The 24,468-nt window shown below is 72.7% G+C and carries 24 protein-coding genes and 1 pseudogene; 9 read left to right on the forward strand and 16 right to left on the reverse strand.

Annotation, left to right across the window (positions count from 1 at the left end; translation table 11 throughout):
- Positions 1–218: 218 nt before the first annotated feature.
- Positions 219–824: an ATP-binding protein gene (locus ABZ567_RS19000; protein ID WP_360791105.1), complete on the forward strand. Its 606-nt coding sequence runs from the start codon at positions 219–221 to the stop codon at positions 822–824.
- Positions 825–896: 72 nt separating this feature from the next.
- On the opposite strand, the gene ABZ567_RS19005 is transcribed toward ABZ567_RS19000, so the two are convergent.
- A complete protein-coding gene (locus ABZ567_RS19005; RefSeq protein WP_360791108.1) occupies positions 897–1,667 on the reverse strand; it encodes a methyltransferase in 771 nt (256 codons plus the stop codon).
- A 236-nt stretch (positions 1,668–1,903) separates the two neighbouring features.
- On the opposite strand from ABZ567_RS19005, the gene ABZ567_RS19010 reads away from it, so the two are divergent.
- Positions 1,904–2,371: an SRPBCC domain-containing protein gene (locus tag ABZ567_RS19010; RefSeq protein ID WP_360791111.1), complete on the forward strand. Its 468-nt coding sequence runs from the start codon at positions 1,904–1,906 to the stop codon at positions 2,369–2,371.
- Positions 2,372–2,440: 69 nt separating this feature from the next.
- On the opposite strand, the gene ABZ567_RS19015 is transcribed toward ABZ567_RS19010, so the two are convergent.
- A complete protein-coding gene (locus ABZ567_RS19015; protein WP_360791114.1) occupies positions 2,441–3,667 on the reverse strand; it encodes an ROK family protein in 1,227 nt (408 codons plus the stop codon).
- Between the two features lie 114 nt (positions 3,668–3,781).
- Here ABZ567_RS19015 and ABZ567_RS19020 point away from each other — a divergent pair, with 114 nt between their 5' ends.
- Positions 3,782–5,014, forward strand: coding sequence for an MFS transporter (locus ABZ567_RS19020; protein WP_360791117.1), 1,233 nt, complete (start codon positions 3,782–3,784; stop codon positions 5,012–5,014).
- A 124-nt stretch (positions 5,015–5,138) separates the two neighbouring features.
- Complete coding sequence (locus ABZ567_RS19025) at positions 5,139–5,999, forward strand: maleylpyruvate isomerase family mycothiol-dependent enzyme (RefSeq protein WP_360791683.1); 861 nt, start codon at positions 5,139–5,141, stop codon at positions 5,997–5,999.
- A gap of 27 nt (positions 6,000–6,026) precedes the next feature.
- Here the strand turns inward: ABZ567_RS19025 and ABZ567_RS19030 are convergent.
- Together ABZ567_RS19030 and ABZ567_RS19035 are read right to left on the reverse strand one after the other, a co-directional pair.
- Positions 6,027–6,224: pseudogene (locus ABZ567_RS19030) on the reverse strand (WHG domain-containing protein); the annotation flags it as partial.
- A 233-nt stretch (positions 6,225–6,457) separates the two neighbouring features.
- Positions 6,458–7,912, reverse strand: a complete 1,455-nt coding sequence (locus ABZ567_RS19035) for a geranylgeranyl reductase family protein (protein WP_360791686.1) — start codon at positions 7,910–7,912, stop codon at positions 6,458–6,460.
- A 393-nt stretch (positions 7,913–8,305) separates the two neighbouring features.
- Between ABZ567_RS19035 and ABZ567_RS19040 the strand changes: the two genes are divergently transcribed.
- Both ABZ567_RS19040 and ABZ567_RS19045 read left to right on the forward strand, forming a co-directional pair.
- Positions 8,306–9,670 (forward strand): dipeptidase, encoded by a 1,365-nt coding sequence (locus ABZ567_RS19040; RefSeq protein WP_360791120.1) that lies wholly within the window; start codon positions 8,306–8,308, stop codon positions 9,668–9,670.
- An 85-nt stretch (positions 9,671–9,755) separates the two neighbouring features.
- Positions 9,756–10,436: an MBL fold metallo-hydrolase gene (locus tag ABZ567_RS19045; protein WP_360791123.1), complete on the forward strand. Its 681-nt coding sequence runs from the start codon at positions 9,756–9,758 to the stop codon at positions 10,434–10,436.
- A gap of 12 nt (positions 10,437–10,448) precedes the next feature.
- Here ABZ567_RS19045 and ABZ567_RS19050 read toward each other — a convergent pair whose 3' ends face one another.
- Entirely contained in the window at positions 10,449–11,483 is a 1,035-nt protein-coding gene (locus ABZ567_RS19050; RefSeq protein WP_360791126.1) for an NUDIX domain-containing protein, read from the reverse strand.
- 138 nt (positions 11,484–11,621) lie between these two features.
- Between ABZ567_RS19050 and ABZ567_RS19055 the strand changes: the two genes are divergently transcribed.
- The gene (locus ABZ567_RS19055; protein ID WP_360791129.1) at positions 11,622–11,804 is read left to right on the forward strand and encodes a hypothetical protein; all 183 of its coding nucleotides are present in this window, start codon (positions 11,622–11,624) and stop codon (positions 11,802–11,804) included.
- A gap of 22 nt (positions 11,805–11,826) precedes the next feature.
- On the opposite strand, the gene ABZ567_RS19060 is transcribed toward ABZ567_RS19055, so the two are convergent.
- Positions 11,827–12,807, reverse strand: a complete 981-nt coding sequence (locus ABZ567_RS19060; RefSeq protein ID WP_360791132.1) for an ROK family protein — start codon at positions 12,805–12,807, stop codon at positions 11,827–11,829.
- 134 nt (positions 12,808–12,941) lie between these two features.
- On the opposite strand from ABZ567_RS19060, the gene ABZ567_RS19065 reads away from it, so the two are divergent.
- Positions 12,942–13,976: a LacI family DNA-binding transcriptional regulator gene (locus ABZ567_RS19065; protein WP_360791135.1), complete on the forward strand. Its 1,035-nt coding sequence runs from the start codon at positions 12,942–12,944 to the stop codon at positions 13,974–13,976.
- A gap of 172 nt (positions 13,977–14,148) precedes the next feature.
- Here ABZ567_RS19065 and ABZ567_RS19070 read toward each other — a convergent pair whose 3' ends face one another.
- From ABZ567_RS19070 to ABZ567_RS19090, 5 genes are all read right to left on the reverse strand, one after another.
- Positions 14,149–15,438: an aldolase/citrate lyase family protein gene (locus ABZ567_RS19070; RefSeq protein WP_360791138.1), complete on the reverse strand. Its 1,290-nt coding sequence runs from the start codon at positions 15,436–15,438 to the stop codon at positions 14,149–14,151.
- A 153-nt stretch (positions 15,439–15,591) separates the two neighbouring features.
- Complete coding sequence (locus ABZ567_RS19075) at positions 15,592–16,554, reverse strand: electron transfer flavoprotein subunit alpha/FixB family protein (RefSeq protein ID WP_360791140.1); 963 nt, start codon at positions 16,552–16,554, stop codon at positions 15,592–15,594.
- An 85-nt stretch (positions 16,555–16,639) separates the two neighbouring features.
- Positions 16,640–17,425, reverse strand: a complete 786-nt coding sequence (locus ABZ567_RS19080) for an electron transfer flavoprotein subunit beta/FixA family protein (protein WP_360791143.1) — start codon at positions 17,423–17,425, stop codon at positions 16,640–16,642.
- 199 nt (positions 17,426–17,624) lie between these two features.
- Positions 17,625–18,149, reverse strand: a complete 525-nt coding sequence (locus tag ABZ567_RS19085; RefSeq protein WP_360791146.1) for a flavin reductase family protein — start codon at positions 18,147–18,149, stop codon at positions 17,625–17,627.
- Between the two features lie 197 nt (positions 18,150–18,346).
- Positions 18,347–18,658: a thioredoxin family protein gene (locus ABZ567_RS19090; protein ID WP_360791149.1), complete on the reverse strand. Its 312-nt coding sequence runs from the start codon at positions 18,656–18,658 to the stop codon at positions 18,347–18,349.
- Positions 18,659–18,881: 223 nt separating this feature from the next.
- On the opposite strand from ABZ567_RS19090, the gene ABZ567_RS19095 reads away from it, so the two are divergent.
- Entirely contained in the window at positions 18,882–19,604 is a 723-nt protein-coding gene (locus ABZ567_RS19095; protein ID WP_360791152.1) for a lysophospholipid acyltransferase family protein, read from the forward strand.
- A 96-nt stretch (positions 19,605–19,700) separates the two neighbouring features.
- Here the strand turns inward: ABZ567_RS19095 and ABZ567_RS19100 are convergent, their stop codons facing one another.
- From ABZ567_RS19100 to ABZ567_RS19120, 5 genes are all read right to left on the reverse strand, one after another.
- Positions 19,701–20,393 carry a phenylalanine--tRNA ligase beta subunit-related protein gene (locus ABZ567_RS19100; RefSeq protein ID WP_360791155.1) on the reverse strand — a complete coding sequence of 231 codons (693 nt, stop codon included), beginning with the start codon at positions 20,391–20,393 and terminating at the stop codon, positions 19,701–19,703.
- Positions 20,394–20,420: 27 nt separating this feature from the next.
- Positions 20,421–21,023 carry a transglutaminase family protein gene (locus tag ABZ567_RS19105; RefSeq protein ID WP_360791158.1) on the reverse strand — a complete coding sequence of 201 codons (603 nt, stop codon included), beginning with the start codon at positions 21,021–21,023 and terminating at the stop codon, positions 20,421–20,423.
- A 77-nt stretch (positions 21,024–21,100) separates the two neighbouring features.
- Positions 21,101–22,180 (reverse strand): low specificity L-threonine aldolase, encoded by a 1,080-nt coding sequence (locus tag ABZ567_RS19110; protein WP_360791689.1) that lies wholly within the window; start codon positions 22,178–22,180, stop codon positions 21,101–21,103.
- Positions 22,177–22,938: an SDR family oxidoreductase gene (locus tag ABZ567_RS19115; RefSeq protein ID WP_360791161.1), complete on the reverse strand. Its 762-nt coding sequence runs from the start codon at positions 22,936–22,938 to the stop codon at positions 22,177–22,179. Before ABZ567_RS19115 ends, ABZ567_RS19110 begins: the two co-directional genes overlap by 4 nt.
- A 35-nt stretch (positions 22,939–22,973) precedes the next feature.
- Entirely contained in the window at positions 22,974–24,380 is a 1,407-nt protein-coding gene (locus ABZ567_RS19120; RefSeq protein WP_360791164.1) for a DUF6421 family protein, read from the reverse strand.
- Positions 24,381–24,468: the final 88 nt, after the last annotated feature.

Below are 24,468 nucleotides of genomic sequence, written 5' to 3' on the forward strand. Positions count from 1 at the left end.
CGCCGACGGGGAGGGGCGGCGCGGGCACGGTCGGCGCGGGCCCCGGTTCGCCGTGAGTTGCGAGACCGTCACGACTGGTTCACGCTGGAATCACCTCACAGTGGGTTCACCGGTGGTGACAGTACGTTGCGGGTCGCCGCCCCCGTCCTGAGCTCCCTGTGCCGCAGGAGAGATCCGTATCTTCGTCTTCTTCCGGACTACTTCGGGGAGTCGCAGCCGTGATCAGCGAGCCCAGCAGGTACTACGCGGTGGAGCTTCAGGCCCTGCCGTCGCGGATCGGACAGGTCCGCAGGATTGTCTCCGCGCATCTGCGTCACTGGCACCTCGACGCTCTGGTCGATCAGGCCGTGCTCGGAGTCACCGAACTTCTGACGAACGTCCACCGGCACGCCAGGCCGGACAAGCGGTGCACCGTCGAGATCGAGCTGCTGCTCGATCGGCTGACGGTCTCCGTCCGGGACCACGACCCCCGCATACCGGAGGCCGGCTGCCCGGACGCGCTCCACGCCTCCGACGAACTGGCCACCTCCGGCCGCGGCCTCGCCATCGTCCGCGCGGTCAGCGAGAGCTGGGGTGTCCGTCCCTGCGGCGCGGACGGGAAGGTGGTGTGGTTCACCCTCTCGGCGCCGCCACGCCCCGTCCCGGTCATGGCCCGCTCGGGCGCCGTGTACGACTCCGCGGCCGAGGTCCCCTTCCGGGGGTACGGACGGTTCTCCGGCCTCCCGCTCAGCGCCCCGGCCGACCCGGCCCCCGCCCTCGAACCGGCCCTCGCGCCCGAACCGCTCCTCACACCGGAGCCGGCGCTGGTGGGCGGAGCGGTCTGAACGGCCCACGGGCCCGGCCACGGAGGGAAGCGCCCGCGAGGAGCACGAGCGCTTCCCTCCGTGGTCGTGGTTTCAGGCCACGGCGATGAGCGTGAGGTACGCCATGTTGAGGACCCGCCGGTAGCCGCTCAGCCAGGTGGAACGCTGCCGGTCGACGCGCTCGCGGGTCTCGGCGGCGAGCGGGTGGTCGGGGTGGGCGGCGAGCCAGACCTCGGTGTCGTACCGGTAGCCCGACTCGAACTCCTCCCACTCCTCCGCGCTCCCCGTCTCGATCCACGCGGGGCGGAATCCCGCCTCGATCGCGAGGTCGACGAGGGCGCCGAGGGACAGGTGGTCGCCGGCGTTCGCGCCGGGCCACATGCCGGCCAGCTCCTCCTCGGTGGGAGTGCGCTCCCAGAAGCCCTCCCCGAGCACGACCCGGCCGCCCGGCCGGACCAGCCGGCGCAGCTCGCGCAGAGCGGCCGCGGGGTCGTGCGGCTGCTCGGGGTCGCAGAGCGCCTGGCTCGACCCGAGACAGAGGATCGCGTCGACGGGCCCGCGGTCGGTGCCGAGGGCCGACTCCTCGACGAACTCGCCGCGGTCGGCGAGCCCCCGGGCCTCGGCGAGGGCCCGGCCGCGGGCCAGGTCCTCCGCGTTGATGTCGATGCCGGCGCCCTTGGCGGCCGGGGCCGCCTCCAGGACACGTAGCAGCAACTCGCCCCAGCCGCAGCCGATGTCGAGCACGTCGGCGGGCTCGGTGGCGGCGAGCCGCTCGATCATGCGGGTGGCGCGGGCCTCGGAGAGCGGACCGTGGAAGGTGAGGTTGCCGAGGCGCGGAGGAAGATCGTTTTCAGAAGAGGTCATGAGGCGGAACAGTACGTCGTCCGGCATGTCACCGACCAGGGATTTCCGCTGAGGGAAGGCGATTTGGGGCGGTCCGGCCCGAGGGGCGGTTTCGCCGGAGGTCGGTACCGCCGGGGGTCGGTACCGCCGGAGGGGCGGTCCGGTCCGAGGGCCGGCGCCGCTGGAGGGACCGCACCGTCGGAGGGGCGGGGTCGGCGGAGGGGCGGGGTCGGCGGACACGCTCTAGCCTTGCAGTCGTGTACACGACGCGTGTGTCCCGCCATGTCGACGCCCCGCCCTCGGCCGTCTACCGAGCCCTGCTCGACCCGGGCGCCGTCGGGCGCTGGCGGGTGCCGTACGGAATGACCTGCGAGGTGCACGAATTCGACGCGCGCGAAGGCGGTACCTTCCGGGTCTCGTTGCACTACGGGACCGCGGACGGCGTGGGCAAGTCGGCGGCGCGCACCGACACGTACCACGGGCGCTTCGTGAAGCTGCTCGCGGACGAACGGGTGGTCGAGGTCGTCGAGTTCGAGGCCCCGGACCCCCGGCTGCACGGCGCGATGACCCTCACGACGACCCTGGTCGCGATCGGCGGCGGCACGGATGTGCTCGTCGTCCACGAGGGGGTGCCGGACGCGGTGCCCGCCGCCGACAACGAGACGGGGACGCGCATGGCCCTGGACCGGCTCGCCGCCCTGGTCGAGGGCCGCTCCGAGAAGTAGGCATCAGACCGTGGGGCCTGCCCGGTCTCCCGTACGGGGGGCGGAGGCGGGGCCGCGGTCCGAGCCGCCTCAGACCGGTTCGCGGCCCAGGGCGGCCAGGGGGTCGTCCAGGACCGGCTGCCAGGCCAGTTCGGCGGCGCCGACGAGGCTGTTGTGGTCCAGGGTGCAGGGCAGGATCGGCACTCCACCGCTGCGGCCCCACAGGCTGCGGTCGGCGACGACCGCGCGGAGCCGCTCGGGGTCGGCGTCGAGGAGCTCGCGGTGCAGGCCGCCGAGGATGATCCGGTCGGGGTTGAGGATGTTCACCAGACCGGCGAGGCCCAGCCCCAGACGGTCGATCAGCTCCCCGACGGCGACCCGGACCCCCGGGTCGCCGGGGCTGGTGCGCAGCAGGTCGCGGGACTGCTGGAGCAGGGACACCTCGGGGCCAGGAGTGCGGCCCGCGACCGTGAGGAAGGCGAGCGGGTCGGTCTCGACGTCAAGGCAGCCGCGGCTGCCGCAGTGGCAGGGGCGGCCCTCGGGGTTCACGGTGAGGTGACCGACCTCGAGGGCGAGACCCGCGCTGCCGGTGTGGAGGCGCCCGTCGAGGACGAGCGCGCCGCCGACGCCCCGGTGGCCGGTGGCCACGCAGAGCAGGTCCCGCGCCCCGCGCCCCGCGCCGTGGCGGTGCTCGGCGAGGGCGGCGAGGTTCACGTCGTTGCCGGTGAAGGCGGGGCCTTCGATGCCGGCGGCCCGTACCCGTTCGGCGAAGATCTCCCGGACCGGCGCCCCGGCGGGCCAGGCGAGGTGGAGCGGGTTGAGCGCGGTGCCCTCGGGCTCGGCCACGGCGGAGGGGGCGGCGAGCCCGGCGCCCACGCACCGACGGCCGGTCTCCCGGAGCAGCGCGGCCCCGGCTTCGACGACGGCACCGAGGACCTGGGCGGGGTCGGCGGAGACCGTGACGCAGCCGGGGGCGGTGGCGACGATGGTCCCGCCGAGACCGACGAGGGCGGCGCGGAAGCCGTCGGCGTGGACCTGGGCGGCGAGGGCCACGGGGCCCTTCTCGTCGACGGCGAGGCGGTGCGAGGGGCGCCCCTGGGAACCTGCGGCGGCGCCGGGGTTCGAGTCGACACGGATGAGGCCGAGGGCCTCAAGTTCGGCGGCGACCGCGCCTGCGGTGGCCCGGGTGACTCCCAGTTCGGCGGTGAGGACGGCCCGGGTCGGCGCCCTGCCGGTGTGCACCAGCTCCAGTGCGGGGCCGAGCGCGTTGCGCCCCCTGTCCAGCCGTGTCCGGGTCGTCGTCGCCTTGCCGTTCATGGGTGGGAGTCTCCCATGATCGGACGGCGGGAGGTCCCGTACCCCTGTGGTCCGAAGGCGCGGAGGCTTGCCGACCGCTTGCCCGCCGGCGCCGGCTCCCCCTATCCTGAGTTTGTGCCGCTACTAAACAAAGTACGGACGGCCGCCTCGGGGGGCTCCGGCGGAGACACCGCCACCCGCTCCCTGTCCCGCCTCCGCCTCGCCCTGACCCTCTTCTTCGCGCTCGACGGCTTCCTGTTCGCCGGCTGGGTCGTCCGCATCCCCGCCGTCAAGCAGCAGACCGGCGCTTCGGCCGGCGACCTCGGCCTGGCCCTCCTCGGCGTGTCCGCCGGCGCCGTGATCACCATGACGCTGACCGGCCGGCTCTGCCGCCGTTACGGGTCCCACGCGGTCACCGTCGCCACCGGCGTCCTCCTCTCCCTCTCGGTCGCCCTGCCCCCGCTCACGCGCTCCCCGCTCGCCCTCGGACTCGTCCTGCTCGTCTTCGGCGCCGCGTACGGCGGGATCAACGTCGCCATGAACAGCGCCGCCGTGGATCTCGTGGCCGCGCTCCGGCGCCCCGTCATGCCGAGCTTCCACGCCGCCTTCAGCCTCGGCGGCATGATCGGCGCGGGCCTCGGCGGACTGCTCGCGGGGAGCCTCTCCCCGACCTCCCACCTCCTCGGCCTCACCGGCGCCGGTCTGCTCCTGACGGCCCTCGCCGGTCCCGTACTCCTGCGCCACCCCTCCCCCGCTCCGCCGCCCGAGTCCCTCGCACCCGCCGCCCACGCCTCCGACGGCTCCTCTCGGAGCGGGACGCGCCGTACCGTGCTCGTCTTCGGGGTGATCGCCCTCTGCACGGCGTACGGCGAGGGGGCACTCGCCGACTGGGGCGCCCTCCACCTGGAGCAGGACCTGGGCGCGCACCCCGGGGTGGCCGCCGCCGGGTACTCCGTCTTCGCGCTGACGATGACCGTCGGACGCCTGACCGGCACCGCCCTGCTCGAACGCCTCGGCCAGACCCGCACCCTGGTCGCGGGGGGTGCGACGGCCGCCGTCGGCATGCTGCTCGGCGCGCTCGCACCGACCGTCTGGGCCACCCTCCTCGGCTTCGCGGTCACCGGCCTCGGACTCGCCAACATCTTCCCCGTCGCCGTGGCCCGCGCGGGCGCCGTCGCAGGACCCGCCGGGGTGGCGACGGCGTCCACGCTCGGCTACGGCGGGATGCTGCTCGGCCCGCCGTCGATCGGGTTCCTCGCCGACTGGTTCTCCCTGCCGCTGGCCCTCACCACGGTCGCCGTACTCGCCGCGGGCGCGGCGGCGATGGGCTACTGGGTACGTAACGCGGGCGCGGACTCGGTGAGTTGAGCCGCCCCGGAACGCCGCCCCGCCCCGGCGGACTCCCCTCAGCCGTTGACCGGACCGGGATCCCCTCCGCAGCGCGCCCGTGGTTGCGAGAATCCCGCGCATGGACGCGATCACCGGAGGGACCATGATGATCACGGAACACATCGACGTGCTGGAGACCGCCGGCCGGCGCCTCGCCGGGGCAGCGGCGGCCGCCGGGCCGGACGCGGAGGTGCCGAACTGCCCGGGGTGGCGGATCCGGGACGTCCTGCGGCACACGACGATGGTGCACCGCTGGGCCGCGTCCTACGTGGCCGAGGGGCACACCACGTACCATCGGGGCGCCGTCGAGCCGACGCTCGACGGTGACGCACTGCTCGCCCACTGCCGCGAGGGGCACGAGGGCCTCGTCGCCACCCTGCGCGCGGCACCGGAGACGCTGGAGTGCCTGATGCTCTTCCCCGCGCCCTCGCCGCTCGCCTTCTGGACGCGACGGCAGGCGCACGAGACGACCGTCCACCGGGCGGACGCCGAGTCGGCGCTCGCGACCGGCCCAGGGCCGGTGGACCCGACGGTCGCCGCCGACGGCATCGACGAGCTGCTGCGCGGCTTCCGCGGCCGGGACCGCAGCCGGGTGCGGACGCCCGGCCCACGGACGATGCGGGTGCGCACGACGGACACGGGCGACGTCTGGACCGTACGCCTGTCGCCGACGGAGCCCCGGGCGGAACGGGAGGGGCGGTCGGTCGTGGGGGCGGGTGCCGCTGGGGGTGTCGCCGCAGAGGCTGTCATCGCTACGGGTTCGGGTTCGGTAGCCGCTTCGGCTGCGGGTTCGGATTCGGGTTCGGGTTCGGGTTCGGGTTCGGCGGACGTCGAACTGAGCGGGCCCGCCGACCGTCTGTACCTGACCCTGTGGAACCGGCTGCCGACCGCCGCCGTGACGGTCACCGGGGACGCGGAGCTCGCCCGGCTGTGGCGGGAGACCTCGGGGATCACCTGGTCCTGAGCGGAGGACCTGCGGGGCGGCAGGCGTTCAGCCACGCGACAACAGGCCCAGTCGGCGGGCGGCCGCGGCGGAGAAGGTGTCGCGTTCCCCGACGACACGGTGGAACTGACCCAGCACCTCGAAGGACACGAGGCCGAAGAGCTGCGACCAGGCGGCGACGAGTGCGACGGCCGGGGCCGGGGGAAGGTCCGGAGCGATGTCGGCGGCGATGCGGACGGCCTCCGGGAGCGGGGCCTCCGGGAACGGGGCCTCCGGGCGCAGGGCCTCCGGGCACAGGGCCTACGGAAGCGGGGCCTACGGAAGCGGGGGAAGCGCCACGCGCTCGCCGGTGTGCGCACGGCGGGCGATGTCGATGGCCCCCGGTCTTCCGCCTCACGACGACGGGCCCCACCACCCCGGCCCCGTGAACCGGCCGGAGCGGCGGAGCCCGTCCGCTGACTCACCCTCGCGTCGGGGCGTCAGGACGCCTCCGGTGCGTCGGACGCCTCCGTGCCCGTGGAGGACTCCGCACCCTGGGGAGACTCCGAAGCCGTGGCAGGCTCCGTCGTCTTGGGAAGCGCAGAGCCCTCACGTGAATCCGCATCCCCGGCAGACTCCTCCGACAACGACAACGACAACGACAACGACAACGACGACTCCGCCGCCGACCGCTCCCGCTGGCCGACCCCGCGTCCCACCGGGCCGACACCGGACGCTGTGTCCATCCGCCGGTCCAGGACCTCGAGCGCCCGCCGGGCCATGCCGTTCGAGCGGACCATGCCGCCGAGCGTCGCCGAACCCCGGGTGATGTCGGCGAACGCGTTCCACGCCGGGCGCAGCCCCGTGATCGTCGCGTGCAGCAGCCCCGGCCGCCGTTCGAACAGCGCGAGCATCCGCCGCCCGACCGCCATCTCGACGCCCAGCCCCGCCTTGATGGCGAAGGCGTAGTTGAGGGCCTGACGCCGGGCGTCGACCGCGTCGCCGGCCTCGGCGACCCGGACGGCCCACTCCCCCGCGAGTCGGCCCGAGCGGAGCGCGTACGAGATGCCCTCACGCGTCCACGGTTCCAGGAGTCCGGCGGCGTCACCGCAGACCAGGACCCGGCCCCGGGAGAGCGGCGAGTCGTCGGTGCGGCAGCGCGTCAGATGGCCGGAGGAGATCGTGGGCTCGAAGCCGGACAGGCCGAGCCGGGCGACGAAGTCCTCCAGGTACCGCTTGGTGGCGGCGCCCTCGCCGCGCGCCGAGATGACGCCGACGGTCAGGGTGTCCCCCTTGGGGAAGACCCACCCGTAACTGCCGGGCATCGGGCCCCAGTCGATGAGGACGCGCCCCTTCCAGTCCTCGGCGACCGACGGAGGTACGGGGATCTCCGCCTCCAGACCGAGGTCGACCTGACCGAGCTTCACCCCTACATGCGCCCCTATGCGGCTCGCGCTGCCGTCGGCGCCGATGACCGCGCGCGCGAGCACCGTCTCGCCGTCGGCGAGGACGACGGCGACGGTTCGCCGGTCCGGGACGGCCGGGCCGTGCTGCTCCACCCTGGTGACCGTGACACCGGTCCGCAGCTCGGCACCCGCCTTCTGCGCGTGCTCGACGAGCTGGGCGTCGAATTCCGGGCGGTTGATGAGCCCGAAGAGCATGCGGCGGGAGCGGCGGGTACGGGCGAAGCGTCCCTGCAGGGAGAAGGTGACGGCGTGCACCCGGTCCTGGAGGGGGAGTTCGAAGCCGGGCGGCAGCGAGTCGCGGGAGGGGCCGATGATGCCGCCGCCGCACGTCTTGTAGCGGGGCAGCTCGGACTTCTCCAGGAGCAGCACCCGACGCCCGGCCACGGCCGCCGCGTAGGCCGCGGTCGCCCCGGCCGGACCGGCGCCGACGACCACGACGTCCCAGACGTCGCCCTCCCCGCCGCCTTCCCCGGCGGCCGACTGGGCCACGTCCGCCGTGGCGTCCACGTCCGTCGTGACGTCCCCGTCCGTCGGATGGACGTCCTTCGCCTCCCCGTCCGCCGGATCCGCTTCCGCCTCCCGGTCCGCTTGCGCCCCCAGGTCCGCTTCCGCCGCCTCGTCCACGTCCGCCGCCCCGTCCACACCGATGCCCTCAGGAGCCGCGCCCTCGGGCGAGGTGTTCTCCGGACCGGCGTTCTCTGCGTGCTCGCTGCTCACGATGTGCTTCTGCTCCTGATCCGACCGGTGGTCTGCTCCTGACGCATCCTACGGCGCGGGTCGCCGACGACCCGCGCCGTAGGATCTCCGGTGCGTTCGTCGTACCACGACATACGCCAATCGCCGTCCTTACGTCGTAACGTCGCACCCACCAGGAGCGTGCCCATGACCTCGAATCCGATCGCCGAGACCGTACGGTCCCTGATGCCCAGGGCCAAGGCCGAGCTCACTGAGCTGGTGGCCTTCGAGTCGGTGGCGGACGAGGCCGTGGCGCCGCGCAGCGAGTGCGAGGCGGCGGCGAACTGGGTCGCCGACGCCCTGCGCGCCGAGGACTTCGAGGATGTGGCGCTGCTCGACACCCCGGACGGTTCGCAGGCGGTGTACGGCATCCTGCCCGGTCCGGCCGGAGCGCCGACCGTCCTCCTCTACGCGCACTACGACGTGCAGCCGAAGCTGGACGAGTCCGCCTGGCTCACGCCGCCGTTCGAGCTGACCGAGCGCGACGGACGCTGGTACGGGCGGGGAACCGCCGACTGCAAGGGCGGCTTCGTCCTGCACCTGCTCGCGCTGCGCGCCCTGAAGGCGAACGGCGGTGTCCCGGTGACGGTCAAGGTGATCGTCGAGGGGTCGGAGGAGCAGGGCACCGGCGGCCTGGAGCGGTACGCCGAACAGCACCCCGAACTCCTCGCGTCCGACGCGATCGTGATCGGCGACGCGGGGAACTTCCGGGTGGGACTCCCGACGGTGACGGCCACCCTGCGGGGGATGACGATGATCCGGGTGCGGATCGACACCCTGGAGGGCAACCTGCACTCCGGCCAGTTCGGCGGCGCCGCGCCGGACGCGCTGGCCGCGCTGATCCGTGTACTGGACTCGCTGCGCGGCCCGGACGGTTCGACCGTCATCGACGGCCTGCCGTGCGACAGGGTGTGGGAGGGCCTGCAGTACCCGGAGGACGCCTTCCGCCAGGACGCCAAGGTCCTCTCGGGCGTGGCCCTGCCGGGCGCCGGTACGGTCGCCGACCGGATCTGGGCGCGCCCCGCCGTCACCGTCATCGGCATCGACTGCCACCCGGTGGCCGGGGCGACCCCCTCCATCCCGTCGTCGGCGCGTGCCCAGATCAGCCTGCGGGTGCCGCCGGGCCAGGACGCGGCGGAGGCGACGAAGCTGCTGTTCGCGCACATCGAGAAGCACACGCCGTGGAACGCGCGGGTCTCGCTCGAACAGGTGGGTCAGGGCCAGCCGTTCCAGGCGGACACGTCGAGCCCGGCGTACGCGTCGATGGCCGAGGCGATGCGGATCGCGTACCCGGGTCAGGAGATGCAGGCGGTGGGCATGGGCGGTTCGATCCCGCTGTGCAACACGCTGGCCGAGCTGTATCCGGAGGCCGAGATCCTGCTGATCGGTCTGAGTGAACCGGAGGCGCAGATCCACGCGCCCAACGAGTCGGTCTCGCCCGAGGAGCTGGAGCGGCTCTCGGTGGCGGAGGCGCACTTCCTGCTCGGGTACGCCCGCTCGAAGCGGGTCTGACCGGACGTCGGGTTCAGCGCTCGGCGAAGCTCGCCGAGAGCGTAGAAGCACGCGGCGGGCCTGCGCGGATGCGTAGGTTCGCCGTATGGAACCCACCCGGATCACCCCGCGGCTGCACCTCCTCGACTTCTCCATCGGACAGGCCTACCTCTGGCGGGACGAGGAGGAGCTGACCCTGATCGACGCCGGCTGGGCCGGCACGGCGACCGGGACGGCGACGGCGATACGGGCGGTCGGCCTGGACCCGGACCGGCTGCGCCGCATCGTGCTGACCCACTGCCACCGGGACCACGTGGGCTCGGCGCAGGAGCTCGCGGACCGGCACGGCGCGGAGATCCTCGCGAACCGGCTCGACGCTCCGGTGGTCCGGGGCGAGGCGCCGGTACCGGAACCGGACCTCCTCGACTGGGAGGTCCCGCTGTTCGCGCACGGTCTGACCGTGCCGGAGGCGCCGCCGACACGGGTGGACCGGGAGGTCGAGGACGGTGAGGAGCTGGGCTTCGGCGACGGCGCGGTGGTGGTCCACACGCCGGGGCACACGCCCGGCTCGATCGCCGTGCATCTGCCGCGTCACGGCGTGCTGTTCACCGGGGACACGGTGGCGTCCGTCGAGGGCGTGACCTTCGGTGTGTTCCATGTGGACCGCGCGGCGGCGCTCGACTCGATGCGGCGCCTCGCGAAGCTCGCCCCCTCGGTGCTGTGCTGCGGCCACGGCGCTCCGGTGACCGAGGACACGGCGTCCCTCCTCGCCGCCGCGACCGGATAGGGCCGACGGCCGTCAGCCCACCGGGACCCCGGCCTCCAGGTTGAGCACCGTGCCGCGTTCCCGGGCGCGCAGGGCCCAGCGCAGGCGGCGGTAGCGGACGGGTGGGAGGAGTTCGGCGGCCTCGTCCTCGGTGACGAAGCGCCAGTCGCGCAGTTCGGCGCCGGGGAGGCGGAGGCGCGCGGTGTCCTCGGGGCCGAGCCTGCCGCCGTCGAAGAGGAGGCGCAGTCCTCCGTAGCCGGGCGGCTTGGGGCGTTCCCAGTCGACGAGGAGGAGGCGGGGCACGGCGTCGAGTTCGAGGCCTATCTCCTCGGCCACCTCGCGCATCCCGGCGCGGGCCGGGGGTTCGCCGGGTTCGACGACGCCGCCGGGGAACTCCCAGCCCGGCTTGTAGGTGGGGTCGACCAGGAGGAAGCGGTCCTGGTCGTCGAAGAGCAGGACGCCGGCGGCGAGGGTCTCGCCTGTCGGGTCGGGGGTCTGGACGATGCCGCACGAGGAGACGCGTCCGGTGCGGACCGCGTCGGCGATCGACCGGGCGGCCTCGGCGGCGGTGAGCGCCGAGGTGTCGACGGTGTACGCGTCGGCGGTCAGCCAGTCGTGGGCGGCTCGGTAGGGCCCGAGGTGCGCGTGGCACCACTCCCTCGCACGGGCGTCGACCTCGGGGTCGCCGTACTCCGACCGGCCGTCGATCCGCTCTCGCAGGATCGTTTCCTCCGGGTCGAGCAGCACATGGCGCACCTCGATGCGGCGGGCGGCGAGCCCTCCGAAGATCTCGTCCCGGTACTCCTGCCGGAGCAGGGTCATGGGGACGACGAGGACGCCTCCCACCTCGGCGAGCAGGGCGGCGGCGGTGTCGACGACCAGGCGCCGCCAGATCGGCAGGTCCTGGTAGTCCTCGACCTCGGCGAGCCGTTTGGCCGGGAGGAGCCCGCGCAGTCCCCCGCCGGTGAGCTCGGGGTCGTACAACGTGCTGTTCGGGATCAGCTCGACCAGCTCGCGCGCGGTGCTGGACTTTCCCGCGCCGAACGCACCGTTGATCCAGACGATCACGATTCCCCCTCATCGGTAGCCCCCAGTGGCTTGCCCGCAACACCCTGCCACGGAAACCCACGAATCGCGGGTCTCGGCATGTGCGTGACACTTCCGCACGGTCGTCGTTGAGATCGGCAAGCACGAGGGGGTGCGCAGATGAGTCGTAGGGTTCTCGAACGTTTTCCGGCCGGCGGCCCGCGGGGCAGTTGGCCGGCGGAGGAGTTCGCCGGCGCGCGGCGCGACGAGGGGGTGCCGGCCCGGGTCGTGATGGACCTGGAGTCCGACACCTTCCTGGTGGTCGTGGAACAGCGCACGCCGGAGCGGGTGCGAAGGGAGTGACGGCGGGCGGATCCCCCGGGTCCTACGCCTTCGGCGTCCGGGTGTCGAGGACGCCCCCCGCGCTCGCGGCGGCCGCCGCGCCCAGCAGGCCCGCGTCGGTTCCCGTGACGGCGGGGACGACGCGCAGGTCGCGGACGAAGGAGAGCGTGGCGTACGAGGCGAGGCCGCGGCGGAGCGGGGCGAAGAGGATCTCCCCGGCGCCCGCGACTCCGCCGCCGACGACGGCGATGTCGATCTCGACGAGGGCCGCCGTCGCGGCGATGCCCGCCGCGAGCGCCCGGGCCGCCCGCTCGTAGGAGGCGATGGCGACCGGGTCGCCCGCGCGTGCGGCGGCGGCCACGGCGGCGGCGGAGACATCGCCGTCGGGTCCCGGCCGCCAGCCGTTCTCCAGGGCGCGGCGGGCGAGGTGGGGGCCGCTGGCGACGCGCTCGACGCAGCCGCGGCCGCCGCAGGCGCACGGCTCGCCGTCCATGTCCACCACCATGTGGCCGATGTGACCGGCGTTGCCGGTGGGGCCGGGGTGGACCCGGCCGCCCAGGACGAGGCCACCGCCGACGCCCGTGGAGACGACGAGGCAGAGGGCGTTGTCGTGGCCCCGGGCGGCGCCGAGCCAGTGCTCGGCGGCCGTCATGGCGACGCCGTCGCCGACCAGGGTGACGGGTCGTCCGCCCGTGGCCCGGTGGACCCGTTCGACGAGGGGGAAGTCGCGCCAGCCGGGCACGTTGACCGGGCTCACCGTCCCCCGGTACGCGTCGACGGGGCCCGCGCTGCCGATGCCCACGGCCCCTGCGCCCTCCCACAGCGGCGAGGCCGCGAGGTCGGCGAGCACGTCCTCGACCGCGCCCATCACCGTCTCGCCGTCCTCACGCGCGGGCGTGGGGCGCTGGGAGCGGAGCCGGATGCGGCCCTCAGCGTCGACCAGGGCGCCGGCGATCTTGGTACCCCCGATGTCCAGGGCGACGACGAGACCGTCGGCGCGGCCCGTGGCGGGATCGGTCTGCATGGCGCGGGGTCTCCAGTCGGCGACGCGGGCGGAACGGTGTCGCGTACAGTCTCCCGCGTCGTGACAACGTTGTCCAGGCTCTATGCTTCCCGGAGAGGCAGCACCACCGATCTTCGACGGAGGAACCGCACACCGTGGCCGACACCGCCCGCCGACCCGAACACCGCTACGGCAACCGGCCCACGATGAAGGACGTCGCCGCGCGCGCGGGCGTCGGCCTGAAGACGGTGTCCCGGGTCGTGAACGGGGAACCGGGTGTCACCCCCGACACCGAGCGCCGGGTCCAGGAGGCCATCGAGGTCCTCGGCTTCCGCCGCAACGACAGCGCGCGCGTGCTGCGCAAGGGCAGGACCGCGACCGTCGGCCTCGTCCTCGAGGATCTCGCCGACCCGTTCTACGGGCCGCTCAGCCGGGCGGTCGAGGAGGTCGCGCGGGCGCACGGCGCCCTGCTCATCAACGGTTCGAGCGCCGAGGACCCGGACCGGGAGCAGGAGTTGGCGCTCGCCCTGTGCGCGCGCCGGGTCGACGGCCTGATCGTGATCCCCGCGGGTGACGACCACCGGTATCTGGAGCCGGAGATGAGGGCGGGGGTCGCTACCGTCTTCGTCGACCGCCCGGCGGGGCTGATCGAGGCCGACGCCGTCCTCTCGGACAGCTTCGGCGGCGCCCGCGACGGGGTGGCCCATCTGATCGCCCACGGGCACCGCCGCATCGGCTTCATCGGTGACCGTCCCCGAATCCACACGTCGGCCGAGCGGCTGCGGGGCTACCGCGCGGCCATGGAGGACGCGGGTCTGCCGGTCCGGGACGCCTGGGTCTCCGCCGGGTCCACGGACCCCGAGCGGGTGACCTCGGCCGTACGGGAGCTCCTCGCCGGGCCGGAGCCGGTGACGGCGCTGTTCGCGGGGAACAACCGGGTGACGGTCACGGCGGTCCGGGCCCTCGCCGGGCGTGCGCGGCCGGTCGCTCTGGTCGGCTTCGACGACATCGAGCTGGCCGACCTGCTCGGCGTCACGGTCATCGCGCAGGACGCGGCCGCGCTCGGCCGGACGGCGGCGGAGCGCCTGTTCCGGCGCCTCGACGGGGCGGCCGAGGCGCCGCAACGGGTGGTGCTCGGCACCACGCTCATCCCCCGTGGCTCGGGGGAGATCCCGCCGCCGACCGGCTGAGAGCGGCATGACGATCAGCACGTACGGGCTGATCGGAACCAAGGATCAGAAGGACTCACGCCCGCAGGATTGCGCAACCGGGTGGCAGTGCTCCCAGTCCCCGCGGTGCGTCCCGGCTGCCCGACGGGCCGCCGGTCGGTCCGGCCGGCCGGCGTCAGGGGCTTGCGGCCGGCTACTCGGCGGAGGCCGTGAGGTCGCCGCGGCGCGGGGCGGCGAAGCGGTCGAGGGCGGCGCGGTCCATGCCGGTGAGGGCGTCGACCTCGGCGGTGTCGAGGGCACCGCAGTCGATGCCGCGCAGCAGGTAGGAGCTGAGGGCCTTGGCGGTGGCGGGCTCGTCCATGACGTCGCCGCCCGCGTGGTTGGCGTAGGCGGAGAGGCGCTTGGCCGCCGCCTCGAAGCCCTCGCGGTAGAAGGCGAAGACAGCGGCGTAGCGGGTGGGGATGTGGCCCGGGTGCATGTCCCAGCCCTGGTAGTAGGCGCGGGCGAGGGCGCGGCGGGTGAGGCCGTAGTGGAGCCGCCAGGCCTCGTGGACGTGCTCCTTCGAGCCGACCGGGAGGACGTTGGTGGAACCGTCGGAGACGCGGACGCCGGTGCCGGCGGCGGCGACCTGCATGATCGCCTTGGCGTGGTCGGCGGCCGGGTGGTCGCTCGCCTGGTAGGCGGCGGAGACGCCGAGGCAGGCGCTGTAGTCGAAGGTGCCGTAGTGCAGTCCGGTGGCGCGGCCCTCGGCGGCGCCGATCATGCGGGCGACGGCGGCGGTGCCGTCGGTGGCGAGGATGGACTGGCTGGTCTCGATCTGGATCTCGAAGCCGAGGCGGCCGGCGTCGAGGCCGTGGGCCTTCTCGAAGGCCTCCAGGAGACGGACGAAGGCGGTGACCTGCTCGGGGTAGGTGACCTTGGGAAGGGTGAGGACGAGGCCGTCGGGGAGGCCGCCGTTCTCCAGGAGGCCGGTGAGGAAGACGTCGGTGGTGCGGATGCCCCGGTCGCGTACGGCGGCCTCCATGCACTTCATCCGGATGCCCATGTAGGGGGCGGCGGTGCCGTTCCCGTACGCCTCGGAGATCAGCCGGGCGGCGCGGGCGGCGTCCTGGTCCTCGTCGGAGCCGCCGTACCCGTCCTCGAAGTCGACCCGGAGGTCCTCGACGGGCTCGCGCTCCAGCTTGGCGCGTACGCGGCCGTAGACGTCCTCGGCGAGGTCGTCGGAGAGGCCGAGGACGGCGGCGAGGGAGGCGGCGTCGGGGGCGTGCTCGTCGAGCGCGGCGAGGGCCTGGTCGCCCCAGGAGCGGATGGTGCCGGCGTCGAAGACGTTCCCGGGGACGTAGACGGTGTGGACGGGCTGGCGGGTGCCGGGGTCTCCCGGGTAGCGGCGGTCCAGCTCGGCGTCCACCGTGGCGAGGGAGGCGCTGATGCCCTCGCTGACCGCGCCCGCGAGGCTTGTCGACACCTTCTCCTGCTGGCCCATCCCTCATCCTCCTGTTTTCCGCTGAACGGAATCAACAATCCGTATGGCGAAGTTAGTAGTCCGTCGGGACCTGAGTCAATGGTTGTCCGAAACGGCCCGGGGCCGCACGGTGAGGGATCACCGTGCGGCCCCGGGCCACGAGAGAACCGCAGGTCAGCCCTTGCGGGTCTTGACCTCGTCGGTCAGCTGCGGGACGACGTCGAAGAGGTCGCCCACCACGCCGTAGTCGACGAGGTCGAAGATCGGCGCCTCGGCGTCCTTGTTGATCGCGACGATCGTCTTCGAGGTCTGCATGCCCGCGCGGTGCTGGATCGCGCCGGAGATGCCGGAGGCGATGTACAGCTGCGGGGAGACCGACTTGCCGGTCTGGCCGACCTGGTTGGCGTGCGGGTACCAGCCGGCGTCCACGGCGGCGCGGGAGGCGCCGACGGCCGCACCGAGGGAGTCGGCGAGCGCCTCGATGATGCCGAAGTTCTCGGCGCCGTTGACACCGCGGCCGCCGGAGACCACGATCGCGGCCTCGGTCAGCTCCGGGCGGCCGGTCGACTCGCGCGGGGTGCGCGCGGTCACCTTGGTGCCGGTGGCCAGCGCGCCGAAGGAGACCGTGAGGGCCTCGACGGTACCGGCGGCCGGGGCGGCCTCCACGGGGGCCGAGTTCGGCTTGACCGTGATGACCGGGGTGCCCTTGGAGACACGGGACTTGGTGGTGAAGGAGGCCGCGAAGGCGGACTGCGTCGCGACCGGGCCCTCGTCACCGGCCTCCAGGTCGATGGCGTCGGTGATGATGCCGGAGCCGATGCGGACCGCGAGGCGGGCCGCGATCTCCTTGCCCTCGGCGGAGGACGGCACCAGGACGGCGGCCGGGGACACGGCCTCGTACGCGGCCTGGAGGGCGTCGACCTTCGGGACGACCAGGTAGTCCGCGAACTCGGGGGCGTCGGCGGTCAGGACCTTCACCGCGCCGTGCTCGGCGAGCGCGGCGGCGGTGTCGGCGGCGCCGTTGCCCAGCGCGACGGCGACGGGCTCGCCGAGGCGGCGGGCCAGGGTCAGCAGCTCCAGGGTGGGCTTGCGGACGGCTCCGTCGACGTGGTCGACGTAGACGAGAATCTCAGCCATGGGACTTCAATCTCCTGCGAACGGAAAGGGGCGGGTCTGAGGGGCTCGCGCGGGCCGGACGGACCTCCGGCTCACGGGCTGAGTCTTAGATGAACTTCTGCTCCGCAAGGAAGGCGGCCAGCTGCTTGCCGCCCTCGCCCTCGTCCTTGACGATCGTGCCCGCGGTGCGCGCCGGGCGCTCGGCGGCCGAGTCGACCGCGGTCCAGGCGCCGGCGAGGCCGACCTCGTCCGCGTCGATGTCCAGGTCGTCCAGCTCCAGGGACTCCACCGGCTTCTTCTTGGCGGCCATGATGCCCTTGAAGGAGGGGTAGCGCGCCTCGCCCGACTGGTCCGTCACGGACACGACGGCCGGGAGGGAGGCCTCCAGCTGCTCGGAGGCGGTGTCGCCGTCACGGCGGCCCTTGACGACGCCGTCCTCGATGGTGACCTCGGAGAGCAGCGTGACCTGCGGGACGCCCAGACGCTCGGCGAGGATCGCCGGGAGGACACCCATGGTGCCGTCGGTGGAGGCCATGCCGGTGATGACGACGTCGTATCCGGTCTTCTCGATCGCCTTGGCGAGCACCAGCGAGGTACCCATGACGTCGGTGCCGTGCAGGTCGTCGTCCTCGACGTGGACGGCCTTGTCGGCGCCCATCGAGAGCGCCTTGCGCAGCGCGTCCTTGGCGTCCTCGGGGCCGACCGTGAGCACGGTGACCTCGGCGTCGTCGGCCTCTTCGGCGATCTGCAGGGCCTGCTCGACCGCGTACTCGTCGAGCTCCGACAGCAGGCCGTCGACGTCGTCGCGGTCGACCGTGAGGTCGTCCGCGAACTTGCGGTCTCCGGTCGCGTCGGGCACGTACTTCACACAGACAACGATCCTCAAGCTCACGCCGGCTCTCCTACTGCATCGTCATAACTGGGCTGCCTTGTTGCTCGCAGCATAGGCGTCCGAAGGGCGGGTCTCCGGTCGGGGCGCCGGACGCCCCCACCGAAATATTACTCGCCAGTACACCCAGTTCGTTACGAGTAAGCAAGCGCTCAGCCATGTGATCTGGCCAACGCGCGGAAAGCGGCGGGCACGGGAACTCTCAGTCGCGCAGCGCGTTGAAGCGCCCGTGGTGGTAGAGGAGCGGCCGGCCCACGCCGTCGGGGTCTCCCGCGACCGCCTGCGCGATCACGATGCGGTGGTCCCCCGCGGGCACCCGGGCCACCACCCGGCAGATCATCCAGGCCAGGACGCCGTCGAGAACGGGCACGCCCTCGGGTCCGACGCTCCAGCGCGTACCGTCGCCGAAGCGGTCGGCGCCGCTGCGCGCGAAGGTGGCGGCGAGCTCCTGCTGGTGCTCTCCGAGTATGTGCACGCCGATGTGCCCGGCCTCGGCGAGCACGGGCCAGCTGGAGGAGGAGGTGCCGATCCCGAAGGAGATCAAGGGAGGGTCTGCGGCGACGGAGTTGAGGGAGGTCGCGGTGAAACCGACCGGGCGTTCGCCGTGCGCGGTGACGACCGCGACACCGGCCGCGTGCCGGCGGAAGACGGAGCGGAGCAGATCGGGAGAGGCCTGCCGGGGGGCGCCGATGGTGGGGACGGCACGGAGCTCGGGCGAAACCGTCATGGAGTTGTCCTTCTGCGAGGGCGGCATGGATGAGGTCCCGGGGTCGTCAGAGACCCGGACAGCGCGCGCTCGCGTCGCGGGCCAGGTCCCCATGGGGCCGGCCGTGGAGAAGGAGTTCTGGGGGCACTCCGCCAGGGTGACGATCGTTGCCGCGTGCAGTCAAGTGGGCACCGGGATGTGCGAGAAGTGTCACCGCGTCAGACCGCGCGCCCCAGGGCGGCGATGACGTCCGCTTTGCGCGGCTGCCCCGCGGCCCGCCGGACGACGCGGCCCGCCCGGTCGAGGACGAGGACGGTGGGGGTCCGCGCGATGCCGAGTTCGCGTACCAGATCGAGCCGTTCCTCGGCGTCGATCTCCACGTGCCCCACGCCCGGCACCATCACGGCGACCTCGGCGAGGATGCGGCGCGTGGCCCGGCAGGGCTGGCAGAAGGCCGTGGAGAACTGGACGAGGGTGGCCCGCTCCCCCAGTTCGGCGCCGAGCGCCTCGGGTCCGAGCACCTCGGTCATCCCACTTCCCTTCCTGTGGACACGTCGTCCGGTGCAGCGTCGCACGGGCGCGTACGATTCCCGCCACGGCCACCGCGAGTGACGGAAATCTCCCCGTACGAGGCCACATGGACTGGTCACGGCGCCCCGCATGGGGCACGATCTGCCCGAAGCCGAAAACCTACGGCCGCGTAACTTCGCGGGGAGACCTTCCCCGGGCACACGAAGAAGAGGTTCCTCTCCGATGGCAGAACTCGTCTATCGACCGGTCGTCGGTGCCGCGCTCACCCTGTTCAAGGCACTCGACCTGAAGATCGACACCCAGGGTTCCGAGCACATCCCGCGGACGGGAGGGGCGGTGCTCGTGAGCAACCACATCAGCTACCTCGACTTCATCTTCACCGGTCTCGCGACCCTGCCGCAGAAGCGCCTGGTGCGCTTCATGGCGAAGGAGTCGGTCTTCCGGCACAAGATCGGGGGCCCGCTCATGCGCGGCATGAAGCACATCCCGGTGGACCGGGCGCAGGGCGAGCACGCTTACAAGCACGCGCTGGAGTCGCTGCGGGCCGGCGAGATCATCGGAGTCTTCCCCGAGGCGACCATCTCGCAGTCGTTCACGCTCAAGGGCTTCAAGACGGGTGCGGCGCGCCTGGCGCAGGAGGCGGGCGTTCCGCTGATCCCGATGGCGCTCTGGGGCACCCAGCGACTGTGGACGAAGGGCCGCCCCCGGAACTTCAAGCGGAGCCACATCCCGGTGACGATCCGCGTCGGCGAGCCCGTCGAGGCCCCCGCCGACCAGTACGCGGGTGCCATCACCCGACGGCTGCGCGAGCACGTCCAGGAGCTGCTCGAGGCCGCCCAGCGCGCCTATCCGGTGCGCCCCAAGGACGCGAGTGACACCTGGTGGGTGCCCGCGCACCTCGGGGGCACGGCTCCGACGGCGGCCCAGGTCAAGGACGCGGGCTGACGCTCGTACGGGAGCGGGGCCGGGTTCCGCGGCAGGCGCGGGGCGGCCCCGCCGTTCCGATGCGCCCCGGTGCCGTGAGGTCCCGACGAGGAACCGCTACTCCGGGTCCCTGACGGTGATCCGGGCTCCGGGGCTGAGCTTCTCCAGTGACTCCGCGAGCTCGGCGCCCGCCGCGAGGAGCTCGTCCCGGGTCATGGGGGCGAGCGATTCGAGCAGGAAGACCGCGTCGACCGTGTCGTCGTCGATCCGCGTGCGGGGACCCTGCCGCCAGTTCCAGCGCCGGCAGGTGACCCCCGCCTCGTCGCACCAGACGATCTCCCCGGGCTCGGGGTGCTCGACCGTCTCCGTACCGCCCGCCGTGGTGACGAAGGGCTCGTCGCCGGTGGCCCGGACCAGGCGCATGGCGCCCTGGATCCTGCCCAGGTCCTCGCCGCCGACCGGGATGAGGTGGGCGACGCTGATCGCGTTGTAGGCGTCGACGAGCCGGTTGATCCGGGGAAGCCCGCCGTCCGCGAGGGCCCTGCGGGCCAGCGCCTCGGCCGAGTTGCGGGTACGGGAGGGCTTGGCGCCGAACGCGGTGTACGCGGCGCGCCAGGCGGCTACGTGCGGGTCCTGGTCCGGAGTCCGGCCGTCGAGGCGCTCGGCGAGCCGGCGCGCGGCCTCGTCGAGGAGGGCCGCGCTGGTCTCGTCGCTGGGCCCGTTGACCAGACCGTGGGCCTCGATCACGAGGGCGGTGAAACCGGGGACGAGGGTGCGCACCTCGTCGGAGACGGTGAGCGTGAGGGTCATGGTCCGCCGTTCGCTGGTGTACGGGGGTCAGAGTTCCGTGGGGAGCGTCCGCCAGAGGAGGGGCGGCCGGTCGGGCGCGGCGCGCAGCGCGTCCAGAACAGCCGGGTGAGGTTCAGTGTAGAGCACTGGATAATCCACTTCATTGGACTCCGGGCGTACGGTCCAGGCCAGCCGCTCCTCCCTCAGGGAGAACTGGGCGTCGACTCCGGGCTTGTTGCCCCGCACGTCCTGCCGGGCCCAGTTCCGCTCGCCGGGCAGCAGGAGCGCGACGAGACCGTGGATCACGGGGTTCATGCCGTCGTCGTCGGCGAGCCGCTGATAGCAGAGGGCCGCCGGAATGCCCCGGGCGCGCAACAGCGCGGCGTACGCGATGGACTTGGCGTAGCAGATGCCGGTCCGCTGCTCAAGGACGTCGGAGGCGCGCCAGGTGACGCGGAGGTCGCCCGTGTCCATGGAGTGCGGGACCGTGTCTCGTACGCGGGCATAAGCCGCTGCCGCGTATGCGTATGCGTCGGGATGCCGGTCGGAGAGATCGTCCGCCACGGCGCGGACCACCGGGTGCTCATGGTCGACGGCCTCGCTCGCGGCCAGATAGGCGGCGATGTCGGGGTTCTGCTGAACGAGTTCCATGCGGGGCGAGCGTAGGGAAACGGCCGGACGGAAGTCAATGACTTTCCATCCGGCCGTATATCCATGCAGCCCTGAGGTCAGCGGGCGAGTTCTTCCTTGAGGGCCTGGAGGAAGGCGTCCACGTCGTCCTCCGTGGTGTCGAAGGCGCACATCCAGCGCACGTCCCCGGCGGTCTCGTCCCAGAAGTAGAAGCGGAAGCGCTCCTGGAGCCGCCTGCTCACCTCGTGCGGCAGACGGGCGAAGACCGCGTTGGCCTGGACCGGATAGAGGATCTCGACGCCGTCCACCTCGCGCACCCCCGCCGCGAGGCGCTGCGCCATCGCGTTGGCGTGCCGGGCGTTGCGCAGCCACAGGTCCTTCGCGAGGAGAGCCTCCAGCTGCACCGACACGAAGCGCATCTTCGACGCGAGCTGCATGGACAGCTTGCGCAGGTGCTTCATGTGGCTGACCGCGTCCGGGTTGAGGACGACCACGGCCTCGCCGAAGAGCATGCCGTTCTTCGTCCCCCCGTACGAGAGGACGTCGACGCCCACCGCGTTGGTGAACGCCCGCATCGGCACGTCGAGCGAGGCGGCCGCGTTGGCTATCCGGGCCCCGTCGAGGTGGACCTTCATGCCCTTGGCGTGGGCGTGCTCGACGATCGCGCGGATCTCGTCGACGGTGTAGACGGTGCCCAGCTCGGTGTTCTGGGTGATCGAGACGACCTGGGGCATCGCCCGGTGCTCGTCCTCCCAGCCCCAGGCCTGCCGGTCGATCAGCTCGGGGGTGAGCTTGCCGTCCGGGGTCGGCACGGTGAGCAGCTTGAGGCCGCCCATCCGCTCCGGCGCCCCGCCCTCGTCGACGTTGATATGCGCGGACTCGGCGCAGATGACGGCGCCCCAGCGGTCCGTGAGCGCCTGGAGCGCGGTCACGTTCGCCCCGGTCCCGTTGAAGACCGGGAAGGCCTCGGCGCGGGAGCCGAAGTGGCTGTGCATGACGCGCTGGAGGTGCTCGGTGTACTGGTCCTCGCCGTAGGCGACCTGGTGGCCGTCGTTGGCGAGGGCGAGAGCCGCGAGCACTTCGGGGTGGGCGCCGGCGTAGTTGTCGCTGGCGAAGCCCCGGACCGACGGGTCGTGATGCCGACGCGCGTCGGTCCTGGGGCCGAGGGCCGCGGTCACGGCTTGGGGGTCAGCCACAGACGCTGTCCATTCACTTCCTGGGCGGGCCTGTCCCACAGACCGGCGATCTCGTCGGCGAGATCGCCGACGTCGGTGAAGCCCGCGAACTTCGCGTTGGGGCGTTCGGCGCGCATGGCGTCGTGCACCAATGCCTTGATCACCAGGATCGCAGCCGCCGCCTGCGGGCCGTCGTCGCCCCCCAGCTTGCGGAACGAGTCCGCCATGGCGAGGGTCCAGGCCTCCGCGGCGGCCTTGCCGGCGTTGTAGGCGGCGTTGTTGGCCAGCGGCTTGTGCGCGCCGACCTGGCTGATCAGGGCGTACCGGCCGCGTCCGCCGGCGCGCAGCAGTCCGTCGTGGAAGGCGAGCGAGGTGTGCTGGACCGTACGGATCAGGAGCTTCTCCAGGAAGTCCCAGTCCTTGAGGTCGGTGTCCGTGAAGGAACCGCTGCCGCGCCAGCCGCCGACCAGGTGGACCAGGCCGTCGATCCGGCCGAACTCCTTCTCGGTCTTCGCGGCCCAGTCGCGCGTGGCGTCCAGGTCGAGCAGATCGACCGTGTCGCCGATGACGGTGGCCCCGCCGTGCGCGTAGCGGGCGGCGTCGACGGCCTCCGCGAGCCTCGTCGGGTCCGCGTCGGAGCCGACGACGGTCGCGCCGGCCTCGGCGAGCCGCAGCAGGGCGGCCCGGCCCGCGGGGCCCGCCGCGCCCGCGACCGCGATGACGGCGCCTTCCAGCGACCCGCCGTTTCCGTTGGCGTTCATGGGCGACGCCTCCTCCGTGTCCTCGGTACGAGCGCTCACGCGGCGGCCCGCTCGGTCCGCGGGACGTCGGCGGCGGTGATGCCCTTGGTGTCGGCGATCACGCCCTTCAGCTTCTTGGCGAGGGCCTCGAAGAACATGCTGAGCGGAAACTCGTCCGGAAGCACGTCGTCGACGAGCTTGCGCGGCGGCAGCGACAGGTCGAGGGCGTCGGGACCCTTGGCCCACTTCGATCCCGGGTGCGGGGCGAGGTAGGTGGAGACGAGCTCGTACGCCTTGAACCAGTGGACGAGCTTGGGGCGGTCGATGCCGTCGCGGTAGAGGGTCTCGATCTCGGCGCAGAGCTGGTTGGTGACCTCGGGGGCCCGCTGCCAGTCGATCTTCAGGGTGTTGTCCGTCCAGCGCACCACGTCGTGCTTGTGCAGGTACGCGAAGAGGAGCTGACCGCCGAGACCGTCGTAGTTGCGGTTGCGGTCGCCGGAGAGCGGGAAGCGGAACATGCGGTCGAAGAGGACCGCGTACTGCACGTCCCGGCCGTGCGCGTTGCCCTCGGCCTCCAGCTTCACGGCCTCCTTGAAGGCGGTGAGGTCGCAGCGGAGCTCTTCCAGGCCGTACATCCAGAAGGGCTGGCGCTGCTTGATCATGAAGGGGTCGAAGGGCAGGTCGCCGTGGCTGTGGGTGCGGTCGTGGACCATGTCCCAGAGCACGAAGGCCTTCTCGCAGCGCTCCTGGTCGTCGATCATCGCGGCGATGTCGGCGGGCAGCTGGAGGCCCAGCGTGTCGACGGCGGCCTCGGTGACCTTGCGGAAGCGCGCGGCCTCGCGGTCGCAGAAGATGCCGCCCCAGGTGAAGCGCTCGGGGGCCTCGCGGACGGCGATGGTCTCCGGGAAGAGGACGGCCGAGTGGGTGTCGTACCCGGCGGTGAAGTCCTCGAAGGTGATGCCGCAGAAGAGCGGGTTGTCGTAGCGGGTCGCTTCGAGCTCGGCGAGCCACTCCGGCCACACCATGCGGAGCACGACGGCTTCGAGGTTGCGGTGCGGGTTGCCGTTCTGCGTGTACATCGGGAACAGCACGAGGTGCTGGAGCCCGTCGACGCGGTCGGCGGCCGGCTGGAAGGCGAGCAGCGAGTCCAGGAAGTCCGGGACGGCGAAGCCGCTCTCGGACCACTTGCGCAGGTCGGCGACGAGGGCGCGGTGGTAGGCGCCGTCGTGCGGGACGAGCGGGGAGAGCTGCTCGACCGCCGCCGTGACGCGGTCGAGCGTCAGCTCGACGAGGGAGCGGGCGGGAGCGCCCTCGGCCTCGAAGTCGATGGAGCCGTCCGTGCTCTGCCAGGCGCGGATCTCCTCCACGGCATCCTTGAGTTCGGGCCAGGCGGGGTGGTCGATCACCCGGGCCTCGAGGGATATCCCCTCGCTGGTCACGTCCTGCACAAGAATTTCCGTCATTCCTCTTCCTCCACAGGAGAACCTGGCGTCAAGACACCGTAACCATCGACGGATCTCCACCACAAGGGGAGCAAGAGAAATTATCCTG

It is taken from the genome of Streptomyces sp. NPDC016459 (assembly GCF_040632845.1).
GTDB lineage: Bacteria > Actinomycetota > Actinomycetes > Streptomycetales > Streptomycetaceae > Streptomyces.

Coding starts and splice junctions, on each gene's coding strand:
- ABZ567_RS19120 (WP_360791164.1), bottom strand. CDS start 24,380: ATGACGGAAATTCTTGTGCAGGACGTGACCAGCGAGGGGATATCCCTC.
- ABZ567_RS19070 (WP_360791138.1), bottom strand. CDS start 15,438: ATGGGCCAGCAGGAGAAGGTGTCGACAAGCCTCGCGGGCGCGGTCAGC.
- ABZ567_RS19095 (WP_360791152.1), top strand. CDS start 18,882: ATGGCAGAACTCGTCTATCGACCGGTCGTCGGTGCCGCGCTCACCCTG.
- ABZ567_RS19005 (WP_360791108.1), bottom strand. CDS start 1,667: ATGACCTCTTCTGAAAACGATCTTCCTCCGCGCCTCGGCAACCTCACC.
- ABZ567_RS19015 (WP_360791114.1), bottom strand. CDS start 3,667: ATGAACGGCAAGGCGACGACGACCCGGACACGGCTGGACAGGGGGCGC.
- ABZ567_RS19075 (WP_360791140.1), bottom strand. CDS start 16,554: ATGGCTGAGATTCTCGTCTACGTCGACCACGTCGACGGAGCCGTCCGC.
- ABZ567_RS19090 (WP_360791149.1), bottom strand. CDS start 18,658: ATGACCGAGGTGCTCGGACCCGAGGCGCTCGGCGCCGAACTGGGGGAG.
- ABZ567_RS19100 (WP_360791155.1), bottom strand. CDS start 20,393: ATGACCCTCACGCTCACCGTCTCCGACGAGGTGCGCACCCTCGTCCCC.
- ABZ567_RS19115 (WP_360791161.1), bottom strand. CDS start 22,938: ATGAACGCCAACGGAAACGGCGGGTCGCTGGAAGGCGCCGTCATCGCG.
- ABZ567_RS19085 (WP_360791146.1), bottom strand. CDS start 18,149: ATGACGGTTTCGCCCGAGCTCCGTGCCGTCCCCACCATCGGCGCCCCC.
- ABZ567_RS19105 (WP_360791158.1), bottom strand. CDS start 21,023: ATGGAACTCGTTCAGCAGAACCCCGACATCGCCGCCTATCTGGCCGCG.
- ABZ567_RS19060 (WP_360791132.1), bottom strand. CDS start 12,807: ATGCAGACCGATCCCGCCACGGGCCGCGCCGACGGTCTCGTCGTCGCC.
- ABZ567_RS19045 (WP_360791123.1), top strand. CDS start 9,756: ATGGAACCCACCCGGATCACCCCGCGGCTGCACCTCCTCGACTTCTCC.
- ABZ567_RS19055 (WP_360791129.1), top strand. CDS start 11,622: ATGAGTCGTAGGGTTCTCGAACGTTTTCCGGCCGGCGGCCCGCGGGGC.
- ABZ567_RS19040 (WP_360791120.1), top strand. CDS start 8,306: ATGACCTCGAATCCGATCGCCGAGACCGTACGGTCCCTGATGCCCAGG.
- ABZ567_RS19025 (WP_360791683.1), top strand. CDS start 5,139: ATGATGATCACGGAACACATCGACGTGCTGGAGACCGCCGGCCGGCGC.